Origin of the sequence: Paenibacillus turicensis, from assembly GCF_050461185.1 — a bacterium.
Classification (GTDB): domain Bacteria; phylum Bacillota; class Bacilli; order Paenibacillales; family Paenibacillaceae; genus Fontibacillus; species Fontibacillus turicensis_A.
Genome location: NZ_JBCMOR010000005.1, coordinates 563,211 through 583,552, shown reverse-complemented (window position 1 = coordinate 583,552; position 20,342 = coordinate 563,211). Strand labels below are relative to the sequence as shown.

Sequence of the window (20,342 nt, the reverse complement as noted above, 5' to 3'; positions counted from 1 at the left end):
AAACAAAAACAACGCCATTTTCTAGCGTTGCCTTGTTTATTCTACGTAATAGATAATCGCTTCATCGTTGTGAAGTTTTCACTTAAAACGTATATGGACTAAAGCTATCCCCTTCCAGATTTATACCGTAGTTTTCATCGTAACTACCACCTTTAAGCGCCAATACCTTTCCATCTAAGTAGCTGACGAGACTCCCACTTGTAGACAACTTCTCTTTTTCATTAGGATAAATATTGACCATATAACGTTGTGCCTTCCGCAACAAAGCCGATAAGCTCTTAATGTTGTGCTGACCATTTAGATCTGCAATAATCTCTTTTCCCTCGCCATACGGAACAAGGACAGCCGTTGTTTTTTCCTCAATCACTTGAAAATGCTCTGCGGCGGTTTTATAACTATTAACTAAAAACAAGGGCAAGCCACTTTGCTTATTATTCGACATATAATCCATATAATAAGAGTCACGTTCTACCTTTGTCCCCGTTAAAAGTTGAGTCATCGTTTTTTGTAGCTTGGCAATCGGGTAATCTAGCTTATTGTTAAATTCGGTATAAAATTCTTGGAAATATTTGCGCATCGCTAAAAAAGATAACACATTTCCACCATATTCATTAGGATTACGTCTTAGATCAGTAAATATTTTGCCCGTAATATGCTGTCCCTTTTGAATTTCAGCTAATGCATCTATTTTCTCCTCCATATGGTGAATAACATAGACAGGTTGAAACTTGTTTTCCCCATGACGATTACAGCGCCCTGCCGCTTGTGCAATGGAATCTAATCCTGCTAACGAACGAATCACACATTCAAAGCTGATGTCTACACCTGCTTCAATCAGCTGTGTACTAATGCAAATGACAGGTCTTTTATTTTTCAGATCGTCCTTAATTTTGTCTAATATGTCAAAACGATGCGTGGCACACATGGATGTACTAAGGTGATAAATGGATAATTCACTATCCTCCTGCTTTAGCCTGTCATATAAAGCTCGAACGACACCTTTCGTATTTAAAATAATTAAAATACTAATGTGCTCTCTCGACCTTTGTAATACAAATTCCGTTAAGCTCTCAGTAGTCATACCATCTTCTGTATGATCAATCACGTTTACTCTCTTAAATTTTTCGGTCACTAAGTGCAAATCACTGACGATTTCCCCTTGTGGCTGAATATTTAACTTGTGTTTTACAAAATCTAGCTCTGGTTGTGTCGCCGTACATAACAAAATGCTAGAGTTCGCATATTCGTCCAAAAAATTCACCGCTTGATTAAACAATGAAATACAAGTGACAGGCACCTTTTGTACCTCATCAAAAATAATGACCGCATCACTTAAATGATGTAAACGGCGAATATTACGCGTGCCATCCTCATAAAAAGCATTTAAAAACTGTACCATCGTTGTAAAAATAATCGGATAATTCCAATTATCTCGTGCAAGCTGAAATTGTTGATTTAAGTTCATGATGCCTTCATTTTCATCATTGTTATCATCCTGATCTGGTATCACGATGTTTGAATGATGCTCTAGAATATATCTGTCATCCTGCACGATTTTCCGTAGCTCATTTGCATTTTGCTCAATGATCGTAGTGTAGGGCACCACATAAATAATTGTTTTCTTGTTGTACTTGATTGCATGTCTTAACCCATATCTGAAGCTCGCTAACGTTTTTCCGCCCCCTGTAGGGATGGATAAGGTATAGATGCCAGAAGGGCATCCTGCAAAGTTTTCACACTGCTGAGACATTTCTGCCCTAAGCTTATTGATAGGTGTGTCCGCATCCTCTTGAATTGCGTAGTTCTCTAGCGTATCTATCAGCCGGTCATAGTAGGTTTGAAATAAGACTTGTACATTAAAAGAGGTGGATTCATCTTGTTCTTCTGCTTCTTCAAAGCATCTTGTATTGGTCCGATCTGCATCAAGAAGCATGCTAAAAATAAATTTAGTTAACAGCATAATCGTCTGCTCAGAGGGTGTATTCTCATTTTTATGTAAAATAGTTTCTAGTTCCTTACTTGCTTCAATAACATATTGCTCTAACTGCTCCTTAGTCATAATATGCTGAAAAAATAGCTCCACAGCTTCATCAAAATGAAGGAGTTCCTTGTCCCTAACTCGCTTTAAATAAGTTGATTGTAGCTCAGGACTAATATAATCGTGCAGGTAACCATGGTGCGAAATTATACAGTTACTAATGATCTCCGCTAACATCGCTGTATATTTACCATTCGCCGCAGGGTTATGAAATAAATTAAATAATAGTCTTCCACCTGCTGTAGCATGATCTACACTCCCCCGTTTAGGAGGTGCATCTGGATTTTGTACAGCAAGTGTGATGTACTCCATAAACTCTGGAGTGTATTTCCCCAGATCATGGAGCATCCCTGCGAGACCTGCCATATGCTGAACGCCTAATTTGCTACCGTAATCTTCTGCTAATGCCTTTACTTCTAACAAATGCTCCGCAACTGTCTGAATTTTACCATCTGTTGATCTTATGTGTGCAATGTAGTCCATATGAAGGCCTCCTGGAGAGTGTTTTAATGGATAAAACGAAAGTAAGAGAGACAAGCTAACCTGCTTCTCTTAATATGCTCTCTCTTCTAGTAGGGGCATCATGTGTGTGGTTTAGAGAGTAATGTAGGTAGAAAAGCCGTACTCGTATATAGTGCGACGGGCTGTATTTAGGGGCATTTACCGAAGGCATGATATTTTAATCCACGCACTCACATAGAGTGCGACTCGTACCTTCTGTATTCCCACAAAGCCAACTAAATTTCAATCCACGCACTCACATAGAGTGCGACAATCACTCCTATTTTTCATATTCATTCGCTATGCGATTTCAATCCACGCACTCACATAGAGTGCGACGTTAATGACATCACACCTCTATCTATTGGAGCAATTTCAATCCACGCACTCACATAGAGTGCGACTATCAGCATATTGCCATATACAGAGATTTCGTGATCCATTTCAATCCACGCACTCACATAAAGTGCGACAAAACAATGTCATGCACTCTTTGATCCTGTTTGATTTCAATCCACGCACTCACATAGAGTGCGACCGAAACGTCTCGTGAGTTTGCGCCATTAGACGAAGATTTCAATCCACGCACTCACATAGAGTGCGACAACGACAGGAACGAACCATATTACGTTGACTTTAGAATTTCAATCCACGCACTCACATAGAGTGCGACAGCGCCAATTTTCAGCCCTTGCAGGACAAGGGTTTTCAGGCGCAAAAGTGCGAAGGAACTTTTAAACCGCTTTAATTATAGCAAAAAAACACCAAAAAGGCCATAAACCCTTGTGGGACAAGAGGTGCGGAGGACCCCGGGTTTTCATGTGAGCTTGGGGTTCGCACCAAAATATATTAATTTTATACATTCAATATTTTAATATAAAGTAGCTACAAATATATCAAATCAATCTTTCCACATCCGAATGTAGAATTTCTACCTATATGTAATACTTGTGCCGCTTTTATCCACGGTATAAAGGGAGATAAATCACCCTCAAATTGCAAAGCTCCCAGCATTCCGCTCCAATCCATAGATTCATTTTTACGATTAGAAAAACGGTGCATTTGACTCAAATGTAAAGCTGAAACCGTCCTATTTACTGAGAGTGCTAATTCACAGCTAGAGTTAGCAAGCTCAGTGTTAATATAACCTCCATATCGTTCTGTTAACATTTCAATTCTTTTTGTAATGTTACGAATGATAGTTGGAAAAGTTATATCCTCAACCAACTTGCCATTACGCCTGATCCGAAGGGGAGTTAAGAGATGTATAGAACACCAAGTAGCATGTTCATGTCCAGACAAAGTATTAATATTTTCAGGCAACAATGCGAATTTATTTAATCCAGCTTCATTATATACGTATCCAAATTGAGCACCCTGTAAAATATCTTTGAGGACAAATGGAGTTCTCTGAGCACCTAACCCAAAATTTTCGCTCTGATGTAACGCGTCAATTACTGCTTCTGCATAATGAAGGGCATTTCCTACCAGTACAAATGAAAAACTTAACAGCTCACCCTTCTCAAAATGAGTTTTTGATCTTGGAGGTTCAATAAAATACGGGTTTACAATATCTTGCTTCCCCCCGCCCATACGTTTATTTTCAAATAAATAAGAGTAGGATTCTGGGCTGTATTTCTTCAATGTCCAACCCATTATTCCATGAAGTGTTGAGCCTAAAAAAAGCGGTAACCGTGTTTTCTCTTGACATTCCAATCTTATGAGTAAAGGTAAATACGTTAATGAAAAAGGGGATTTATTACGATTCATAGTATTCTCCTAAAGTATTTCTATTTGCACAGTAACATAGAGTGTGGCCCTTTGAATATTGTAATCGTTTCATTTTAAATACCATCTAAATCCGCGCTCACACAGAGTGCGCCAGCCAGTAATGGATCACACCGTTCGCTCACTTCCTTATTTCAATCCACGCACTCACACAGAGTGCGACTTCCAGATATTGATTTAGATTTCCCTCAGCTTGTTATTTCAATCCACGCACTCACACAGAGTGCGACTTTTGATGCAAGTTCATAGGGGCAGTCTACTTTTTATTTCAATCCACGCACTCACACAGAGTGCGACTGAGTAAACGGATATTCTAACAAAAATTGAATATGATTTCAATCCACGCACTCACACAGAGTGCGACGCGTTATGCATGTTTGTTTTACAGGGCCAAAAAATTTCAATCAACGCACTCACACAGAGTGCGACAGCGCCACTTTTCAGCCCTTGCAGGGCAAGGTTTTTCAGGGGCAAAAGTGCGAAGGAACTTTTAAAGCGCTTTAATTATAGCAAAAAAACACCAAAAAAGCCACAAACCCTTGTGGGACGCGAGGTGCGGAGGACCCGGTGTTTTCATGTGAGCTTGGGGTTCGCACCAAACTTTGAACTTTCAATTAACTTACAATAATCAATGTTAAATTAACTGTTTCTTCATTTTTTTGATCTTATTTTCTTCTTTATTTTCCCTCCCCTGCTCATTTTTATTTTCTATTTATCTTTCCCTTTGCACGCTCATTCCTCAATTTCAATACTTCGTTTAATCTCTTTATTTATGCAAGAAGGCTTTAATCTTCCATTAGTAAATAAATTCCTGATGTCGGCTAGATTATCATAGGCAAGTTGTATGTAAAAGTAATTAATAAATTCTAAAAGTGCAAAAGTATAGATTCCCATTGCCACAAACAGTCCCGCAGAAGTTACTGTCGAATCCAAATTCCATCTAACTAAATCAATTCCGAAAGCTAATATTCCAGCCCCAAGGATAACCATATTTATTACTTTAAACAATTTAAAACGTTGGATTGACTGCTTTACAGTAGCAAGCGGGACAGGTATTTCGTTATTTCTGATCCGTTTAAGCTTTCCACCCCAATATATCGTGCCTTGAAGCAAAATAAACTCCAATAAAATAAAAGAAATCCAAAATGAACATAACCTAAATAACTTTAAGTGAGGAAACAAATAATTCAGCATCCAGCTAAAGGGTATAAATAAAATAAAAGATGCCATCTCTCCTGAATATAAGTAGTTTAATCTTTTTGCTAGCTTCATCCTCAATCTATGCTCGCCCCCCTTATGCTACATTATAAGCTACAATCAAATATTCGCAATTTAAGAAATAGAGAATAATTTATAAGTTTTCACAAAAAAGAATTCATACAAAAAAGCCTAACCATATTGGTACAGGACTGCTCCCTTTCAATATAGCTAGGCTAGAATAATATTTATAAGTCACTTTACTTCACTTTATAAACGTTAACTTCATCCCACTTTTTTACTCAAACTTTTATCCAGCTAGTTTCTCATATTTAATAAATCAACCTACAGTAGCTTCGACAACACCGTTCCCCCGATAATTTCACCAAGCGTTTTGTCCAGTGGCAAATCTTTTTTACCGAGACAAGTTCTCACCGCGGTCAACAATACACGCACATCAAATTTACTTGGATGGACCGGAATCACTTCTTTTTCAAGGTTAAGTAAAGAATACACAGCCATCATCGCGGAGCGAACAGAATATTCAACTGTAAACACACAATCGTCTGGCACTTCTGCAAATTGACCTAGGAAAGCAAAGTTCGTGCTACCTTCTGGCACTACATTTGGACGATCTCCTAATACACGAGGCATAAATTGAGATGTAATGTACGGCATCATGCAAGGGATAACGTTAGTTGTCGTTTTCAAAATATCTGGAATGGAATCTTTAAGTCCCATATGGTAAAGTAATTCCTCAAACAATTCGCGACCTGTGCAATCGCTCATTTTTTTCTTAATGTAATCTCCTTCCTCGTCTACTAATAAGCCGTATGCCCATAGTACTTTGACATTATCAGGCTGATTAATAAAGTGTGGTTGCTTTGGTGCTGTCCAAGACATCATCCAGCTTGAATCCTTAATCGTTACGACTCCACCCATACCAGGCAAATCTCCTGTCCAATCTAGCAAATATGGGAATAAAATTTTATCGTCGGTTAAAGTAATGGTAAAAGATAACCATTTTGTTTTATCAATATCGCCACAAAATACTTCTGGATTCCCGAATTGAGACGATCTAGGGGCAATTTTCTCCCATACACTCCAGCACCCACGATCTGTCATGGAATCATTAATGATCGCTGGATGATCTATGTCACCTCTAGTAGAGTTTTGAGTCATCGAACCATTCGTAAACATCACGATATCATCTTTAGTTGTTTTAATTGTAGATGGCTTTCCATTCACTTTTAAATGGATTGCTGTTGCAGTCGTTTCACCATTATTAAAATCAAAATCAAAGTCCACAACTTCATGTCCAAGGTCAAATTGTACTCCTTGCTCCTCAAGCCATTTCAATAATGGGAGAATTAAGGAATCATATTGATTGTATTCTGTGTGCAAAATACCTTTAAGCTGGTTCATACCAGAAATAAGATGCATAAACCGCTCCATATAGCGCTTCACTTCTACAACACTTTGCCAGTTTTCAAACGCAAACATCGAACGCCAGAAGTACCAGAAATTTGTTTCTAGGAAAGTTGGATCAAAAAATTGCTCGATCGTAGTTGCGCCTAGCTTTTCTTCCGTTAACATCGCTAATTTTCCTAGCTGTAAAGCATGAGAGGTGGATAAACCTAAGGTAGAGAAATCTGCGGTTTTCCCTGCTTTTTCAACTAATCTGCAATGAGATTCAATCGGCTCCTCCAAGTTTAGCTCTCTAAATTCATCCAACACAGTCCGATGTGGATTCGTTAAAGAAGGAATGAAGCCAAACAAGTCCATAAAGCATTCAAAATGCTCTTCAATTTCCCGTCCACCACGAGCGCTATATCCATCTTTCGCGTTACCTGCACCATCCATTGACCCACCGAAAATGTCTGATTGTTCAAGGATATGAATATTTCCTGCTGGCATATGAGCATCACGAATTAGAAATGCTGCTGCTGCTAATGAGGCAATCCCACCACCAACTAAATAAGCTTTTTTTGAAGAGATGCCTTCTTGTACAACTGGATTAATTCTTTGATAGTTTCCCATTTGTCTTTCTTCCTCTCTGAAATGAAATAGTGATGTAACAAAGGACAATATCTAGTAATTAATTTCACTATATCCACTTCTTAGAACAGAAGCCATGAACATATAAATAAGATTGTATCAAAATTACACATAATCCCGATATTGTGTAATGCGTAATAATGATCATTGATTTTTATCCAAATGACAGGTTGAATTAGGAAGATAACGTAGCAAAATTTGAGGAAGCTTCATTTGACTGTTAAACTAGAACTAAGTATAAATGGTTTAGGAGGTAACTTATGGCAAGCTATGCTCACGTAACAAAAAATGCTCTGGCGAGATCGTTAAAAAAACTCATGCTCACCAAACCCCTTCATAAAATAACGATTCAGGAGCTAACTGCGGATTGTGGAGTAACGAGACATACTTTTTATAACCATTTTCAAGACATATACGAGCTGTTGGGATGGGTATACCAGATTGAAGTGATCGAGGGTTTAGAGCAATATCGGAGCTTTTCCCAATGGGAGAAAGGTTTTTTAAGTGTACTTAATTACACACAGACCAACAAAACAATATGCCTCAACACCTTTAATTCATTAGGGCGAGAGCATCTTGATAACTTTTTGTATGGTGTCATTTATCATATGATGATAAGCATTGTGAATGAATTAGCTGATGAATGCAATGTTTGTCGGGTAAGTACAGAGGATCGTAAAATTATTGCAGACTTTTATTCATTGGCTGTGCTAGAGCAAGTGATTCAGTGGTTAAAGTCAGGTGCCAACACAGATCCAATCGAAATTGTACGTAAAGTTAGTAAACTGATGGATGGTAATATTGTAGGTGCCATTGAAAAGTATAAAGTGAGTAGTTAACATCATTAAAGCCTGATTCTAAATAGCTAAATCTAATCTAAACTAGATTATCATTTATATACAGATAGCTCAGTCGAACTTATAATCCGTAAATCTAGTAATCAGGCTTTAAGATTTTACCTATTATGCAAGGGAATTAGCAATACCAACAATAATCCAAGAAATAATTAAAAAGGCATTTCCGACTAGAAGCAAACGTTTAGGTTTATCGTACCCTTTCCATTCTCCATCAAGGAGCCCCCATACATTACTAACAATTAACGCAAGACCATTAAAGGTAAGCCAACCTACACTTGCACCAAGTGGGCCTAACATGACGGAAGCTTTTGCATAAAAGCCCAGTGCCAGAAACCAAATCAAAGACGTTGCCAGCGCCTTGCCATACGCTTTCCCTGCCCCTACTGCAACATAGTCCCGATAGCTTCGATTTTTAATTAACTTCATAAAAGAATAAGCAAAGTTAGCAACAAATCCCCCGGACAATGTGATCACCCATGGAATTAAGCTGGCACTTACTGCGTTTACACCATGCGAGGTTGCGATCGCTAAAGTCTGATTTGCATAACTAAAACCAATATTCATCGCCGCAGAACCAAGCCCCGCTAAAGAAGCCATGAGGATGCCTTGAGATAAACCTCTATTGGTAGTCTTTTCATCAGAATTCACTTGTGCTTTTCTTTGAACCTGTGTTTTGTCCAATCGCATCTGTCCTTGTTGTACAAGCTGACCTTCTCTTTGGCTCATTAGTTTTTCTTTGTCCAAGCCTGCTTTGGTAATAACCCCAACTCCACCCAGCATCACAACCATGCCAAGTAACAGTGTTATAAATGAACTTGCGACTGGAATTTGACCAAACAGGATTAGTGGAATCAACGAGCCTAGAGATGCAGAAATCCCCATATTAATGCCATAGGTTAATGATACACCAATACTATCTACGGCTTTGCCAAACAAAATCGCACTAATCCCCCATAAAAAACCACAAAAAGAAGCTAGTACTAATACCTCTAGCTTTGTTTCCATTATGTACGTCATAAATTGTGGTGCTTCCAGCCAAGTCCAAGCAATCGGAATGATCAAAATACCAACCACAGAAAATAAAGTCCAAAACGCTTCCCATGAAAAAGGCTGATATTTTTTCATCCCTAATCCAAAGCTACCTTGACATAAGCAGCCCAACAATAAAATCAAAAAACCATAAAGCAAGGTAGCACTCTCCTAGTAATTAAAGTCTATATATACGCACACTCGGATAGAGTGGGGCGCAAATGAAAGGATCTTTGAAGACTTGTGTTGATATTTCAAGCCACGCACTCACACAGAGTGCTACTCTACTGGGTCCGGCAAGATACAGTAGGCTTATCTATTTCAATCCACGCACTCACACAGAGTGCGACACAGCGCCACTTTTCATCCCTTATGGGACAAGGGTTTTCAGGCGCAAAAGTGCGAAGGAACTTTTAAAGCGCTCTTATCATATCAAAAAAACGGAAAAAAATCCACAATCCCTTGTGGGGCGCGTGGTGCGAAGGACCTGGGATTTTCATGTGAGCTTGGGGTTCGCACCAAAAATATTTTAATTCTAATATTCTCGTAATTTTAAGATACTAGTTTTGCATAATTCTAATAATATCGTTTTTTGGTAAAAGTTGACCTATTCAAAACGGTTAGATAATATAAAAATTATTATTAGAAAACTTAGAATTTATTTTAAAAGGAGTGGTCCTTTTGAATTCTATTACTACCATTCGTTCATACTTACAACAGTATTTATCAAATAACCAGTTGTCCATGAATCAATTTGCTATTTTAGCAGAAATGAATGTAGGAACAATAAGTAATATTATTAGTGGAAGGAGACCAGTGGCTGTTCAATATTTAGATAAATTAATAAAAGTAATGCAGTGTGATTCAGGTTTTCTATACGATATTTACATAAAGGAATGCTTTGAGCAAGAAAGTCCCGATTGGAGAAGGTTAGGACCACTACTACGCCGTTGCGCTGAATTAGATAAATTAAACTACATCGAAAAAATTCTCAAAAATATGCTAGATAATTTAAGCTATCTCCCATTACTATTTGATATGGCTGAGGAATTTAGACAACAGGGAAAAAAAGACGCAGCAATTTTACTATATGAATGTATCTCAGAAAGCGAACGTAATCAGCATTCAGAACGTTTAGCATTATGTCAGTATCGTTTGTTTATGTTGAAGCTAGGTGAAGATCAGGTCAATAACTTGATTGTTGTTACTAGTTTTGAGCCCTATGTGGAACGTTTAGAAGAGGAATATCAATTAGATGCAATTAATGAAGTAATCAATATACACCTTTCTTTACGCAGATGGAAAAGCGTAGAACAACATGCGGCTACATTATTAGACAAATCAACGAAGCACTATAAACGATTTGGTAGAAGCAATCAAAAACGCAAAACAGTTAAACCACTTCTATTTTACATCTTGTACGCCTATCTCATATATGGTGATGTTTATTATCAGCTAGGCGAATACGAAAAAGCATTGAAATATGTAGATATGTATGAAAATATTGATTGGGTAGATCATCCTTTGGCAGAAGAAGAGGTTATGATAAGACAATTTTCAGAATGGGCAGAGGCTAACCGTTATTTGTACCAGCTCATGGGTGGACATGTAGAGGTTTTAGAGGATTATGTTGAGTATATTGCTGCAAGAGAATCTGAAATTTTTATTGGTATTTACTACATTGTAACTGCGGCAAATAAGCATAATTTTAATATTGACATTGTATTAGATCGTTTCAAAGATTACTTAAGTCTAAAAAAGCAAAGAAATATGTTTGGAGGAATAAACAATTACTTAACATTAGACCGATACACTGATTTTGCTAGGGAGTTATCATTGTATTACTATAAAAATGGATTAAATCTATCTTAATTTTGCTCGCTAACTATTATTACAGTGATATTTAAACGTTCATTTAAATGGCTCAATCTTGAAATCAGTGCATGACAACTAACCCAAACTAGCAAAGAGACAGAGAGATTCTGAAGGTTGTCTTTAACAACAATCGTAAGAACTCTCTGCGCCCTTAGTTGCTAGCTTCTAAGCGTCGTCAAGTACTGATTTTTAATAGAACCGTTTAAAAACTTTCACAACGACGCCCTAATTAACCTCTTATAATACTGCACAGACAACACCCCAAACACCGAATACAACACGGTATATAACACCATCACAATGATCATCGGGGTACTCAGCTCCGTTCCAAAGAAAAACCAGCCTGATTTAATCGCATAATAGCTATTGCAAAGACCAACAACAAGCGGAATCCCAAAGTTAAACAACTGCTTTCTTATAATTCCTTGTAATAAGTCCCCTTGCGTAAAGCCAAGCTTTCGTAAAATGGTATAGCTAGCCTTCTCCTCTTCTCCCTCATCCATTTGCTTAAAGTATAATATACAACCCGAAGTGATTAAGAAAATAAGACCAAGGAAACCAACGATAAACATCATCATCCCCATATTCAAACGTTGATAATCTTCAGCTTCTTGTTGAGAGAAATTTGGAGAGGAGAATTGAAGTGAACTAAAGATTTCATTACTTTTCTCCCGCTGTTCAGCATTCACAATGTCTATTCCATAATACTCCAATAGCTGCTCTTTACCGTCTAACTTGGGCTTTAAGTCCTTTAAAATATGTTGATACGTTACCTCACTAACAATTGCGGTATAAGCACCATTATTATAATAGGTTGGTAACACAGCCTGCTTTTGAATATCTACTAAATTTAAAGTCAACGATCCTTCACTACCTTGGATTTCTACTTGGCCCTGTTCCTTTAAAGGAATCACTCGTCGAGCAGCATCACTACTCCCAGCAATGATTAGCTCATTAGGCCCTAGCTCCATACCTTGTATACTTTTATCACTTATTAAGGCAGTTGTAAGCAAATTATTTTGAAGTAATGCCGTTGTACCCTTCAATATATCATTGATGTTTAAGCCAAGCTTAATCGCTTGGTGATGGGTTTCTTTGTACTTTATTCCCTCCTCATCCAATTTATGGGTTAATTGATCTCTAAACTCAGCTTTATGAAAGGAATACTGATTAGGCACAGCTGCTTTTGCCACAGCTTCAACAGAATAATAGGAAATATAGCTGAGGGATAATAGCCCAATAGCAAGAGCCGAAACCGTAGTAACCACAGTTAAAAGTAATGTATTGGACTTCATGCGAAACATAACCGAGGTCAAAGACAATACTTCACGTATAGACAAATAACCTTGTTTTTTCATCCGAATCAAATTCAAAATAAAGCGAACAGAATATTTATAAAATATAAAGGTTCCAACGATAACTAAAAAAAGAATAAGTAGCATAGTAATTAGCAGTTTATTCATATTATTAATATCTTCTTCAAACATGCTAGCCGATAAGAAATAGCCGCCAGCAATCATCAATAAACCGATCGCCCCAACGCCCATTTCCCATGCACTCATTTTTTTGACTACTACTTGCGCTTTAGAGGAGACCTGAAACAGAGATAAGATGCTTTGCTTCTTAATAAAAACATAATTCATCAACATAATGAGGAGATAAATACCTATAAATACATACAGCGTTTGCTCTAAAGCCGCAAATGAAAACTGTAGCTCAACCGTTTGCTTCACTTGAATAATTTTGAATAAAATCATCGTCATTAACTTAGAAAACACAAAACCAAACATAATTCCGATGAATAACGAGCCTGAATAAATAACTAGGTTTTCGATACTCAATATGGCAAAAACCCTACCCTTAGTTAATCCAATTAATTGCAATAAACCAATTTCCTTATTCCGTCGTTTTATAAAAATCATGTTTGCATACAGGAGGAAAACTGCCACAATTAAGATAAGCAAGACGGAAGAGGCATGCATCGCAGCGGCACCTTTGATTGAACCTTTCACCTCATCCATTTCAGGATTAAACCGGAGTGTGACAAAGGAAAAATACAAAGCAACACTAAAAATAAGCGCAAAAACATACAAATAATAGTTTTTTGTATTTTTTTTCAGATTGCGGGCGATCAGATCACTCAGATTCATTGTGAACACCACCTAATACGGTCTGAACCTTAATGATATCGTTAAAAAATGTGCTTCGTGATTCTTCTCCCTTATTAATTTGCGTATAAATTTGACCATCCTTTATAAAAATAACGCGGCTACAATAACTAGCGGCTACAGCATCATGCGTAACCATCACGATCGTAGCCTGATATTCCTTGTTCATGTCCGACAACTTATCGAGCATATCTGATGCGGATTTAGAATCTAACGCACCTGTAGGCTCATCTGCAAAAATAATGCTAGGGTTATGGATAAAAGCCCTCGCGGCAGAGGTACGTTGCTTTTGCCCTCCTGAGATTTCAGCCGGATATTTATCCTTAATTTCAAATATACCAAGCTGGGTGGCAATACGTGTAAACCGACGTAACGCTTCTTTTTTAGATAGCTTTGTGATCGACAAAGGCAACAATATATTTTCTTTCACCGTTAATGTATCTAGCAAATTATAATCCTGAAATAAAAAGCCAAGATGCTTTTTGCGGAATTCTGCAAGCTGTTTTTCCTTCAAGCTCGTAAATTCCTTCCCTTCAATTTGAATGGAGCCTGAGCTAACATGATCAATCGAAGATAACACATTTAGCAGAGTTGTTTTGCCAGAGCCAGAGGGACCCATAATGCCCACAAACTCGCCTTGCATTACACTTAAATCTACACCCTTTAATACCTCTTGCTTATTAAACTTATTTCCGTATTCTTTATAAATTTTTTGAGCCTCTAACATCAACATAACGGACAATCACTCCTTTATGCTTACATCATAACTAATATGCAGTACTGTTTTCCTTCGTTTCATCATACAAAACAAAAAAGCACATGACATTATTGTCACATGCCATTCACTTTCAAGAACTTATTTTTTTGCGAGAAGGTGAGTGTAAAGGTAGAGCCTTCCCCCCAAACTGTGGACACATCCAATTGAATATTTAGCGCATCTGCCACTTGTTTTGCTAAATAAAGTCCCACCCCGCTCGCATCCCCCTGTTGTCGTCCATTGGAGGAAGTAAAGCCTTTATCAAAAATACGTGGTATATCTTTTTCTAATATTCCACGCCCTTGATCTGAAATACTTAACTTAACAGATTCCTCCTCCTTCTTACCCTCATTCATTTTCTTATCCTTGTAACTCCGAATCACAATATCTGAACCAGTACTATATTTCACCGCATTGGTTAGCAGTTGTCTCACAATAAAACCTAGCCACTTTTCATCTGTAACTACCTGCTCCACTTCCAACTCAAGCTCAAAGCCAATCCCTTTAGCCATACACCATGAACGTAAGCCTTGAATTTCCAAGTGGAAAATATCCTCTAATTGCACAAGTCCCATAACCAAATCATTTTTCATAAAAGGGATACGTTTTTGATGGAGCTGTTGATCAAGTAAATGATGAATACGAAGCCACTCGTAGCTAAGCTCATTTTTTAACGAATTATCGTCCACACGATCTAGCATAAGACTCATCGCTGTGAGTGGCGTTTTCACCTCATGAATCCAAGCTAACAATTCATCCTTTTCCTGCTCTAATAACGCTACATTTGTATGTATTTGTTGTTTGTACCGTAGCGTTTGCTCCTGAAGTGCATGGTGCACGATTTGTTCAAAAGGAGTGGCATTTCCCTCTATTTCCCCAAGCTCATACGTATGATCCCACGTTAATAAACTTTTATAATACCTTGTTTCTTTTAAGTAATTGACAATTAAAAAACAAACGATAATGAGTACATTTAAGCCCACCATATAAAGAAGCGAGGAAAAAGAAAGTGCTTGATCCACATAAGCAACCAATAAACTGATTCCCTGCAAACCAAACAACAACAAAATCCAGTTTCGTCTCTCAATTAAATACTTCAAAATCATGAGGACACCTCTTCAAGCGCGATATAGCCTTGTCCAACCTTTGTTTCAATATATTCGTCAAGGTGAAGTGGCTCCAGCTTTTTTCGTAGACGGTTCACATTAACAGTTAACGTATTATCGCTCACAAAATGAGCTTGATCCCACAGTGATGTAATCAGTTCTTCCCGACTAACAATTTTATTTTTGTTTTCAATTAATATTTTGAGAATATACATTTCATTTTTCGTCAAGGTAGCAACGCCATACTCATTACTTACTGTATTTTTCACATATTCCACTGTCGCTTGATTCCAGCTTTTCAGCTCTACCCAACCGTCTGCGTTATAGTTATATACTCTGCGTAGTGTTGCTTGGATTTTAGCAATCAGCACCTCAAAATGAAACGGCTTCTGAATAAAATCATCGGCACCAAGCTGCATCCCCATCACCATATCTGAAGGATGATCACGGGAAGATAAAAATATAATCGGCACTTTTGAATGAGAACGAATCAGCCTACACCAATGAAAACCATCAAACTGTGGTAATTGAATATCAATAACGACCAGATTCGGGGCAATTTCAATAAATTCCTGGAGCACATTTCCGAAGTTTTGTACCCCATATACGTCATAAGACCATCCAGCAAGGCGATCCTTTGTCTCATTAAATAGACTTGTATCATCTTCAATCAGCATAATTTTAAACAAATTTGCTTCACTCATTTCTATTGGACTCATTGTACAGTTAACCTTCTTTGCAAAGTATATCATAACAAAAAAACCGAACTACTCTCAAAACTCTTTTCAGAGCTCCAAGAAAATAGTTCGGTCTTGTTGCATCATAATTTATGGTTGCACAGCGATGTATATAAGTGTAGGTTTGCCCTGCTCATAAACCTCAAAGTCTCCAGTATACGTTCGTTTACTTTGTCCCGATTCAGCCCATTTCCAAATATGCTGCCACGCATAAGCAACAGAGGCATGCTCTTCTCCTGCCTGAAAAATTGCATAAGTAGCGTCAGGAATTACTGCTTCCTTGAGGCCTGACCCTTCCGGCAACTCTACTGCTGGATCCACCTTTATACCAATAAAAATTGTATACTCACCCTCTGCCCCCTGCTCATAATCTATATAACAGCCGTATACAGGATGGTGACTTTCATAGCTTGGTATACGATGGGGAACACCTTCGCTCCAGAACTGCTCCCACAGCTTGGCAATACAACCCTCTCCCTTCATTTCCTTTTCATTCGTTGTGCGTGCTGAAATCCCAATCAATCTAACTGACGGTAACACACATTGCTTAATTGGTAATGAAGGCAACGCTTCACTCTCACTGCGCCACCGCTTCAAATTAGGTAAAAAACTACTTAACATCGCTCTCGCCTGTTGTTCCTCCATTCCATCTCTTTGCAGGGCAGACACCCCGATTTCAATCATTTCCTCCATTGCCATATTAGGCGCAGTAAACTTGCCATCTTGATAGCAATAACTACAATATTCCTCTGATTTCGCACCATTTGCTTCCGTACCTAAAATATGCTTGTCTTGTAACGGCATCCCACAGCTCTGACAAAACTGTTGCATCTTGATCCATCCCTTCGTTTATGATAGGGACAGTATAGCAGGGGTAAGCTGACAACAAAGTGTCAGGTTAGATTTCAACCCTCAAGTTGCCGTGGAAAAATAAGGAATCTGGTTTTAACAATGATCGGAGGAACCCTCTGTCTCGTAGCTACCACCTCCATCATTGTCAACCACTAATTTTTAATTTTGATCATTATAATGATCTGCAATTTCTAATGCCAGCTCTCGAATTTTATATCTTAAATGGAGTGGCTCCACCACAACGACGTCGGCACCAAAGCCTAAAATAAAACGATACAACCAGTCATTTTCGTGATAAGGAACATGGACAAGATATGTCCCTGTATCTTTCTGTAACTGCAATGCTTCATGTCCGAACCATTCCTCCGCTATATGTTTGGCACGTTTATTAAATTGAAGTAATATCGGAGAAGCAGATTCCTTTGACTTAATAAACTCAGGCTTCCAAGGAAGCACCTCTTTTGAAATATCTCTTGGTTCAAAATGCTGCTCTATTTTACTTATCTGTTCCATTCTAGATAGTTTAAATAAACGGAATGCTTGACGATCACTGCAATAAGCATACAAATACCAGCGTTGACCCTTTAGCACCAATGTATGTGGCTCAACTACACGTTCACTTTTAACCCCATCTACATTACAATATTGAAATGACAACATGTAAGAAGCATCTATGACAGACTTTATATAATTTCGAGCATCACTTTCCTTCGTATCTTCCTTCCAGCCAGAATAATCTATAACAAAGGAAGCCTGTTCCGCATTACTATTTAATCGGCGGAATCTCTGTAGCAACTGGCTTGTCCGATTCTCATCCAATACTGTAGATATACTTTGTAAACCGATGACAATATCCTTCATCTCTTCCTCTGACAACAAACCTTGCTCTAAATGGTATCCTTCAATTAAACCGATTCCGCCGCCTGTACCCTGATACGTTACAATAGGGATACCTGCTAAGCTAATCGTATCTATATCCCGATAAATTGTACGAATGGACACCCCGTATGTATCTGCCAACTCCTTCGCCTGTACACGTTTGCGATTGAGTAACGTAATAACTATGGACAAAAGACGCTCTATCTTCAAATAACCCACCGCATTTCATAACTTTATATAAGTAGTATAACTTAAATTGAGCAAAAATTTCATATAAATGGATGTTCGTTGAAAAAGCGGAGTACCAGCATCTACATAGAAAATTTGAAGTGGGATTTAATTTAAGATTCACTAAAGATTTATTCTCTATCATGGTTTTACAAGCCGCAGTGCTTACTGGAAAAACAAAAGGAGGAATCACCATTTGAATCATTTATTACGAAAAGTTGCAGTCACGGCATTGTCCGTAACGTTGGTAGGCTCTTCTTATGGGCTAGTTATGACCTCGAATGTGGCATGGGCCGCAGAGATATCTACAACAGCAAAAAGCACAGGTGTCACACAGGCTTATAAGTCGCTCTTTCAGACAGATAACGTGATTGATGTGAAAATTACGATTGACGAAGCAGATTGGAAGAGCATGCTAGAAAGCCCGATGGATAAGGATTACAAAAATGTGAGTGTTGAAGTGGATGGCAACAAGCTCAGCAATGTTGGTTTTTCCACCAAAGGAAACATGACACTCCGATCGGTTGCTTCTATGAAGGATTCTGACCGCTACAGCTTCAGGCTAAAATTCGATAAATATGATAAAACACAAACACTGCTTGGGCTGGACAAGATGGTACTGAATAACAATTATTCCGATCCATCTTATATGCGAGAGGTGCTCCATTATGAAGCGCTACGCAGTATTGGCATGAATGTGCCTATGACCAATTACGTCAATTTGTATGTCAACGGGGAACTGGTTGGTTTCTACACAGGGGTGGAAGCAATAGACGACAGTTATCTTGAGCGCAATTACGGTGAGAGCTATAAAGATGGCGTCCTCTATGACACAGATGAAAAAAGCTATCTTCAATACGAAGAAGGTAGCGATTACAGCACGATCACCAAGGACCTGGGAACGGACAAGGATAAGGCCAAACTCAAAAAATTCATTAAAACCTTAAACGATATGCCAGCAGGTGAAAAAGGAAACATCGAAAGCGTGCTGGATGTTAATTCCGCTCTTCAATATATTGCTGGCAACGTTGTATTGGGCAATTACGACAGCTACAACGGAGATAAAGGGCACAACTACATGCTGTACAGCGATGTCAACGGTAAATTTACCGTTATACCTTGGGATTTCAACATGTCCTTTAACGGTTATTCCCGTGGTGGAGGCAGGGGCCGTAATCAAGCCGCAGCTACTACGACTACAGGATCTGCTGCAACCAGCACAACAACTACAGCAGTGAATACCAATGCAACCAATGTATCGGTAGACGAGCCTGTGCTAGGCATCAGTATGGATCAGGTCCCAATGATTAATAATTTACTTGCTGTGCCGGAATACAAAGCGAAGTATCTGGCTTATGTCAACAAGTTGACCGACTATATGGAAGGTATTCAGGATCGCATTACAAGCCTGGCAGATGAAATTCGTCCATATATTGAAGCAGACCCGACCAAGTTTTACACAACAGAGCAATTTGAATCCAACATTTCTTATTCTGCAACTACAGATGCAGGCGGAATGGGAACACCACCAGAAGGATTCGGAGGTATGACTCCACCGGGAGGTATGGAAGGCATGACACCGCCAGAGGGCTTCGAAAGCAGCACTCCGCCGGATGGGATGACTCCTCCAGCTCAATCTGGGACAACTACGGGGGACAATACATCTGGTGCAGCTTCCAGCAACGATAATATGCCAACTCGTCCGGGAGGTAACTTCGGCGGCGGGGGAATAAATATGGGCTCCATGGCATCGGGTTCATTAACAACCTTTGCCCTTAACCGCCTTGCCAATCTGCAGGAACAGCTGGGCCGTGAAGTGACACCTTTGCCCGCTACATTTGATAATGAGGAAAGCTCAGACAGTTCTGCTGGAACTACAGAACAAACCATCACTATCTCACTGGATGGCAAGAACATTACATTCCCGGATCAGAATCCCCTGGTACAAGATGGTCGTGTAATGGTTCCTGTGAATGCGATCTTGGAGGCGCTGGGCGCAGACGTGAAGTGGGATAAAACAGCGAAAACAGTGACAGCTGTCCTGGGCGAACAGACCTTTGTACTCCAGATTGGAAGCAATACAGCAACCGTAAATGGTGAAAAGCTGCTAATGGACACAGCGATTGTTATTCAGAACAACCGTACACTGGTGCCTGTTCGATTCATTTCGGAGGGTCTGGGATTAACGGTGGACTGGAACCAAAATAATAGAACTGTAAGCCTAGTATCCAAATAACAAATTGGAATGGCTACGTTCAGAGCACCAATAATA

General features: G+C 38.7%; 14 protein-coding genes and 2 CRISPR repeat arrays. Of the genes, 3 read left to right on the top strand and 11 right to left on the bottom strand.

All coding sequences use genetic code 11. From position 1 onward, the window contains the following. Nucleotides 1-82: 82 nt before the first annotated feature. From cas3 to ABE099_RS04745, 4 genes are all read right to left on the bottom strand, one after another. Nucleotides 83-2,521, bottom strand: coding sequence for a CRISPR-associated helicase Cas3' (gene cas3, locus ABE099_RS04760; RefSeq protein ID WP_430027848.1), 2,439 nt, complete (start codon nucleotides 2,519-2,521; stop codon nucleotides 83-85). A 193-nt stretch (nucleotides 2,522-2,714) separates the two neighbouring features. After that, a CRISPR array of direct repeats spans nucleotides 2,715-3,212; the repeat unit is 32 nt; unit sequence ATTTCAATCCACGCACTCACATAGAGTGCGAC. 212 nt (nucleotides 3,213-3,424) lie between these two features. Beyond that, on the bottom strand, nucleotides 3,425-4,309 hold the full coding sequence (gene cas6, locus ABE099_RS04755; protein WP_430027846.1) for a CRISPR system precrRNA processing endoribonuclease RAMP protein Cas6: 885 nt from the start codon (nucleotides 4,307-4,309) through the stop codon (nucleotides 3,425-3,427). A gap of 148 nt (nucleotides 4,310-4,457) precedes the next feature. Continuing rightward, nucleotides 4,458-4,756: direct repeats of the CRISPR family, unit length 32 nt. A 303-nt stretch (nucleotides 4,757-5,059) separates the two neighbouring features. Beyond that, nucleotides 5,060-5,599 (bottom strand): general stress protein, encoded by a 540-nt coding sequence (locus ABE099_RS04750; protein WP_430027843.1) that lies wholly within the window; start codon nucleotides 5,597-5,599, stop codon nucleotides 5,060-5,062. 270 nt (nucleotides 5,600-5,869) lie between these two features. Further along, a complete protein-coding gene (locus ABE099_RS04745; RefSeq protein ID WP_430027841.1) occupies nucleotides 5,870-7,564 on the bottom strand; it encodes an oleate hydratase in 1,695 nt (564 codons plus the stop codon). Nucleotides 7,565-7,842: 278 nt separating this feature from the next. Between ABE099_RS04745 and ABE099_RS04740 the strand changes: the two genes are divergently transcribed. Then, the gene (locus ABE099_RS04740; RefSeq protein WP_430027840.1) at nucleotides 7,843-8,421 is read left to right on the top strand and encodes a TetR/AcrR family transcriptional regulator; all 579 of its coding nucleotides are present in this window, start codon (nucleotides 7,843-7,845) and stop codon (nucleotides 8,419-8,421) included. A gap of 123 nt (nucleotides 8,422-8,544) precedes the next feature. On the opposite strand, the gene ABE099_RS04735 is transcribed toward ABE099_RS04740, so the two are convergent. After that, nucleotides 8,545-9,627 carry an L-rhamnose/proton symporter RhaT gene (locus ABE099_RS04735; protein ID WP_430027837.1) on the bottom strand — a complete coding sequence of 361 codons (1,083 nt, stop codon included), beginning with the start codon at nucleotides 9,625-9,627 and terminating at the stop codon, nucleotides 8,545-8,547. A gap of 522 nt (nucleotides 9,628-10,149) precedes the next feature. Between ABE099_RS04735 and ABE099_RS04730 the strand changes: the two genes are divergently transcribed. Further along, entirely contained in the window at nucleotides 10,150-11,340 is a 1,191-nt protein-coding gene (locus tag ABE099_RS04730; protein WP_430027835.1) for a transcriptional regulator, read from the top strand. A gap of 215 nt (nucleotides 11,341-11,555) precedes the next feature. Here ABE099_RS04730 and ABE099_RS04725 read toward each other — a convergent pair whose 3' ends face one another. The 6 genes from ABE099_RS04725 to ABE099_RS04700 all read right to left on the bottom strand — a co-directional run bounded on the left by ABE099_RS04725 (nucleotide 11,556) and on the right by ABE099_RS04700 (nucleotide 18,034). Then, nucleotides 11,556-13,493 carry an FtsX-like permease family protein gene (locus ABE099_RS04725; protein WP_430027833.1) on the bottom strand — a complete coding sequence of 646 codons (1,938 nt, stop codon included), beginning with the start codon at nucleotides 13,491-13,493 and terminating at the stop codon, nucleotides 11,556-11,558. Then, a complete protein-coding gene (locus tag ABE099_RS04720) occupies nucleotides 13,480-14,244 on the bottom strand; it encodes an ABC transporter ATP-binding protein (RefSeq protein ID WP_430027831.1) in 765 nt (254 codons plus the stop codon). Before ABE099_RS04720 ends, ABE099_RS04725 begins: the two co-directional genes overlap by 14 nt. A gap of 98 nt (nucleotides 14,245-14,342) precedes the next feature. Further along, nucleotides 14,343-15,374: a sensor histidine kinase gene (locus ABE099_RS04715; protein WP_430027829.1), complete on the bottom strand. Its 1,032-nt coding sequence runs from the start codon at nucleotides 15,372-15,374 to the stop codon at nucleotides 14,343-14,345. Beyond that, nucleotides 15,371-16,063: a winged helix-turn-helix domain-containing protein gene (locus ABE099_RS04710; RefSeq protein ID WP_430030469.1), complete on the bottom strand. Its 693-nt coding sequence runs from the start codon at nucleotides 16,061-16,063 to the stop codon at nucleotides 15,371-15,373. The genes ABE099_RS04715 and ABE099_RS04710 overlap by 4 nt, the downstream gene beginning before the upstream one ends. Nucleotides 16,064-16,201: 138 nt before the next feature. Further along, nucleotides 16,202-16,942, bottom strand: a complete 741-nt coding sequence (locus ABE099_RS04705; protein WP_430027827.1) for a zinc ribbon domain-containing protein — start codon at nucleotides 16,940-16,942, stop codon at nucleotides 16,202-16,204. Between the two features lie 180 nt (nucleotides 16,943-17,122). Next, complete coding sequence (locus tag ABE099_RS04700; protein WP_430027825.1) at nucleotides 17,123-18,034, bottom strand: helix-turn-helix transcriptional regulator; 912 nt, start codon at nucleotides 18,032-18,034, stop codon at nucleotides 17,123-17,125. A 232-nt stretch (nucleotides 18,035-18,266) separates the two neighbouring features. Here ABE099_RS04700 and ABE099_RS04695 point away from each other — a divergent pair, with 232 nt between their 5' ends. Next, a complete protein-coding gene (locus tag ABE099_RS04695; protein WP_430027823.1) occupies nucleotides 18,267-20,306 on the top strand; it encodes a CotH kinase family protein in 2,040 nt (679 codons plus the stop codon). The last annotated feature ends 36 nt before the right edge of the window (nucleotides 20,307-20,342 follow it).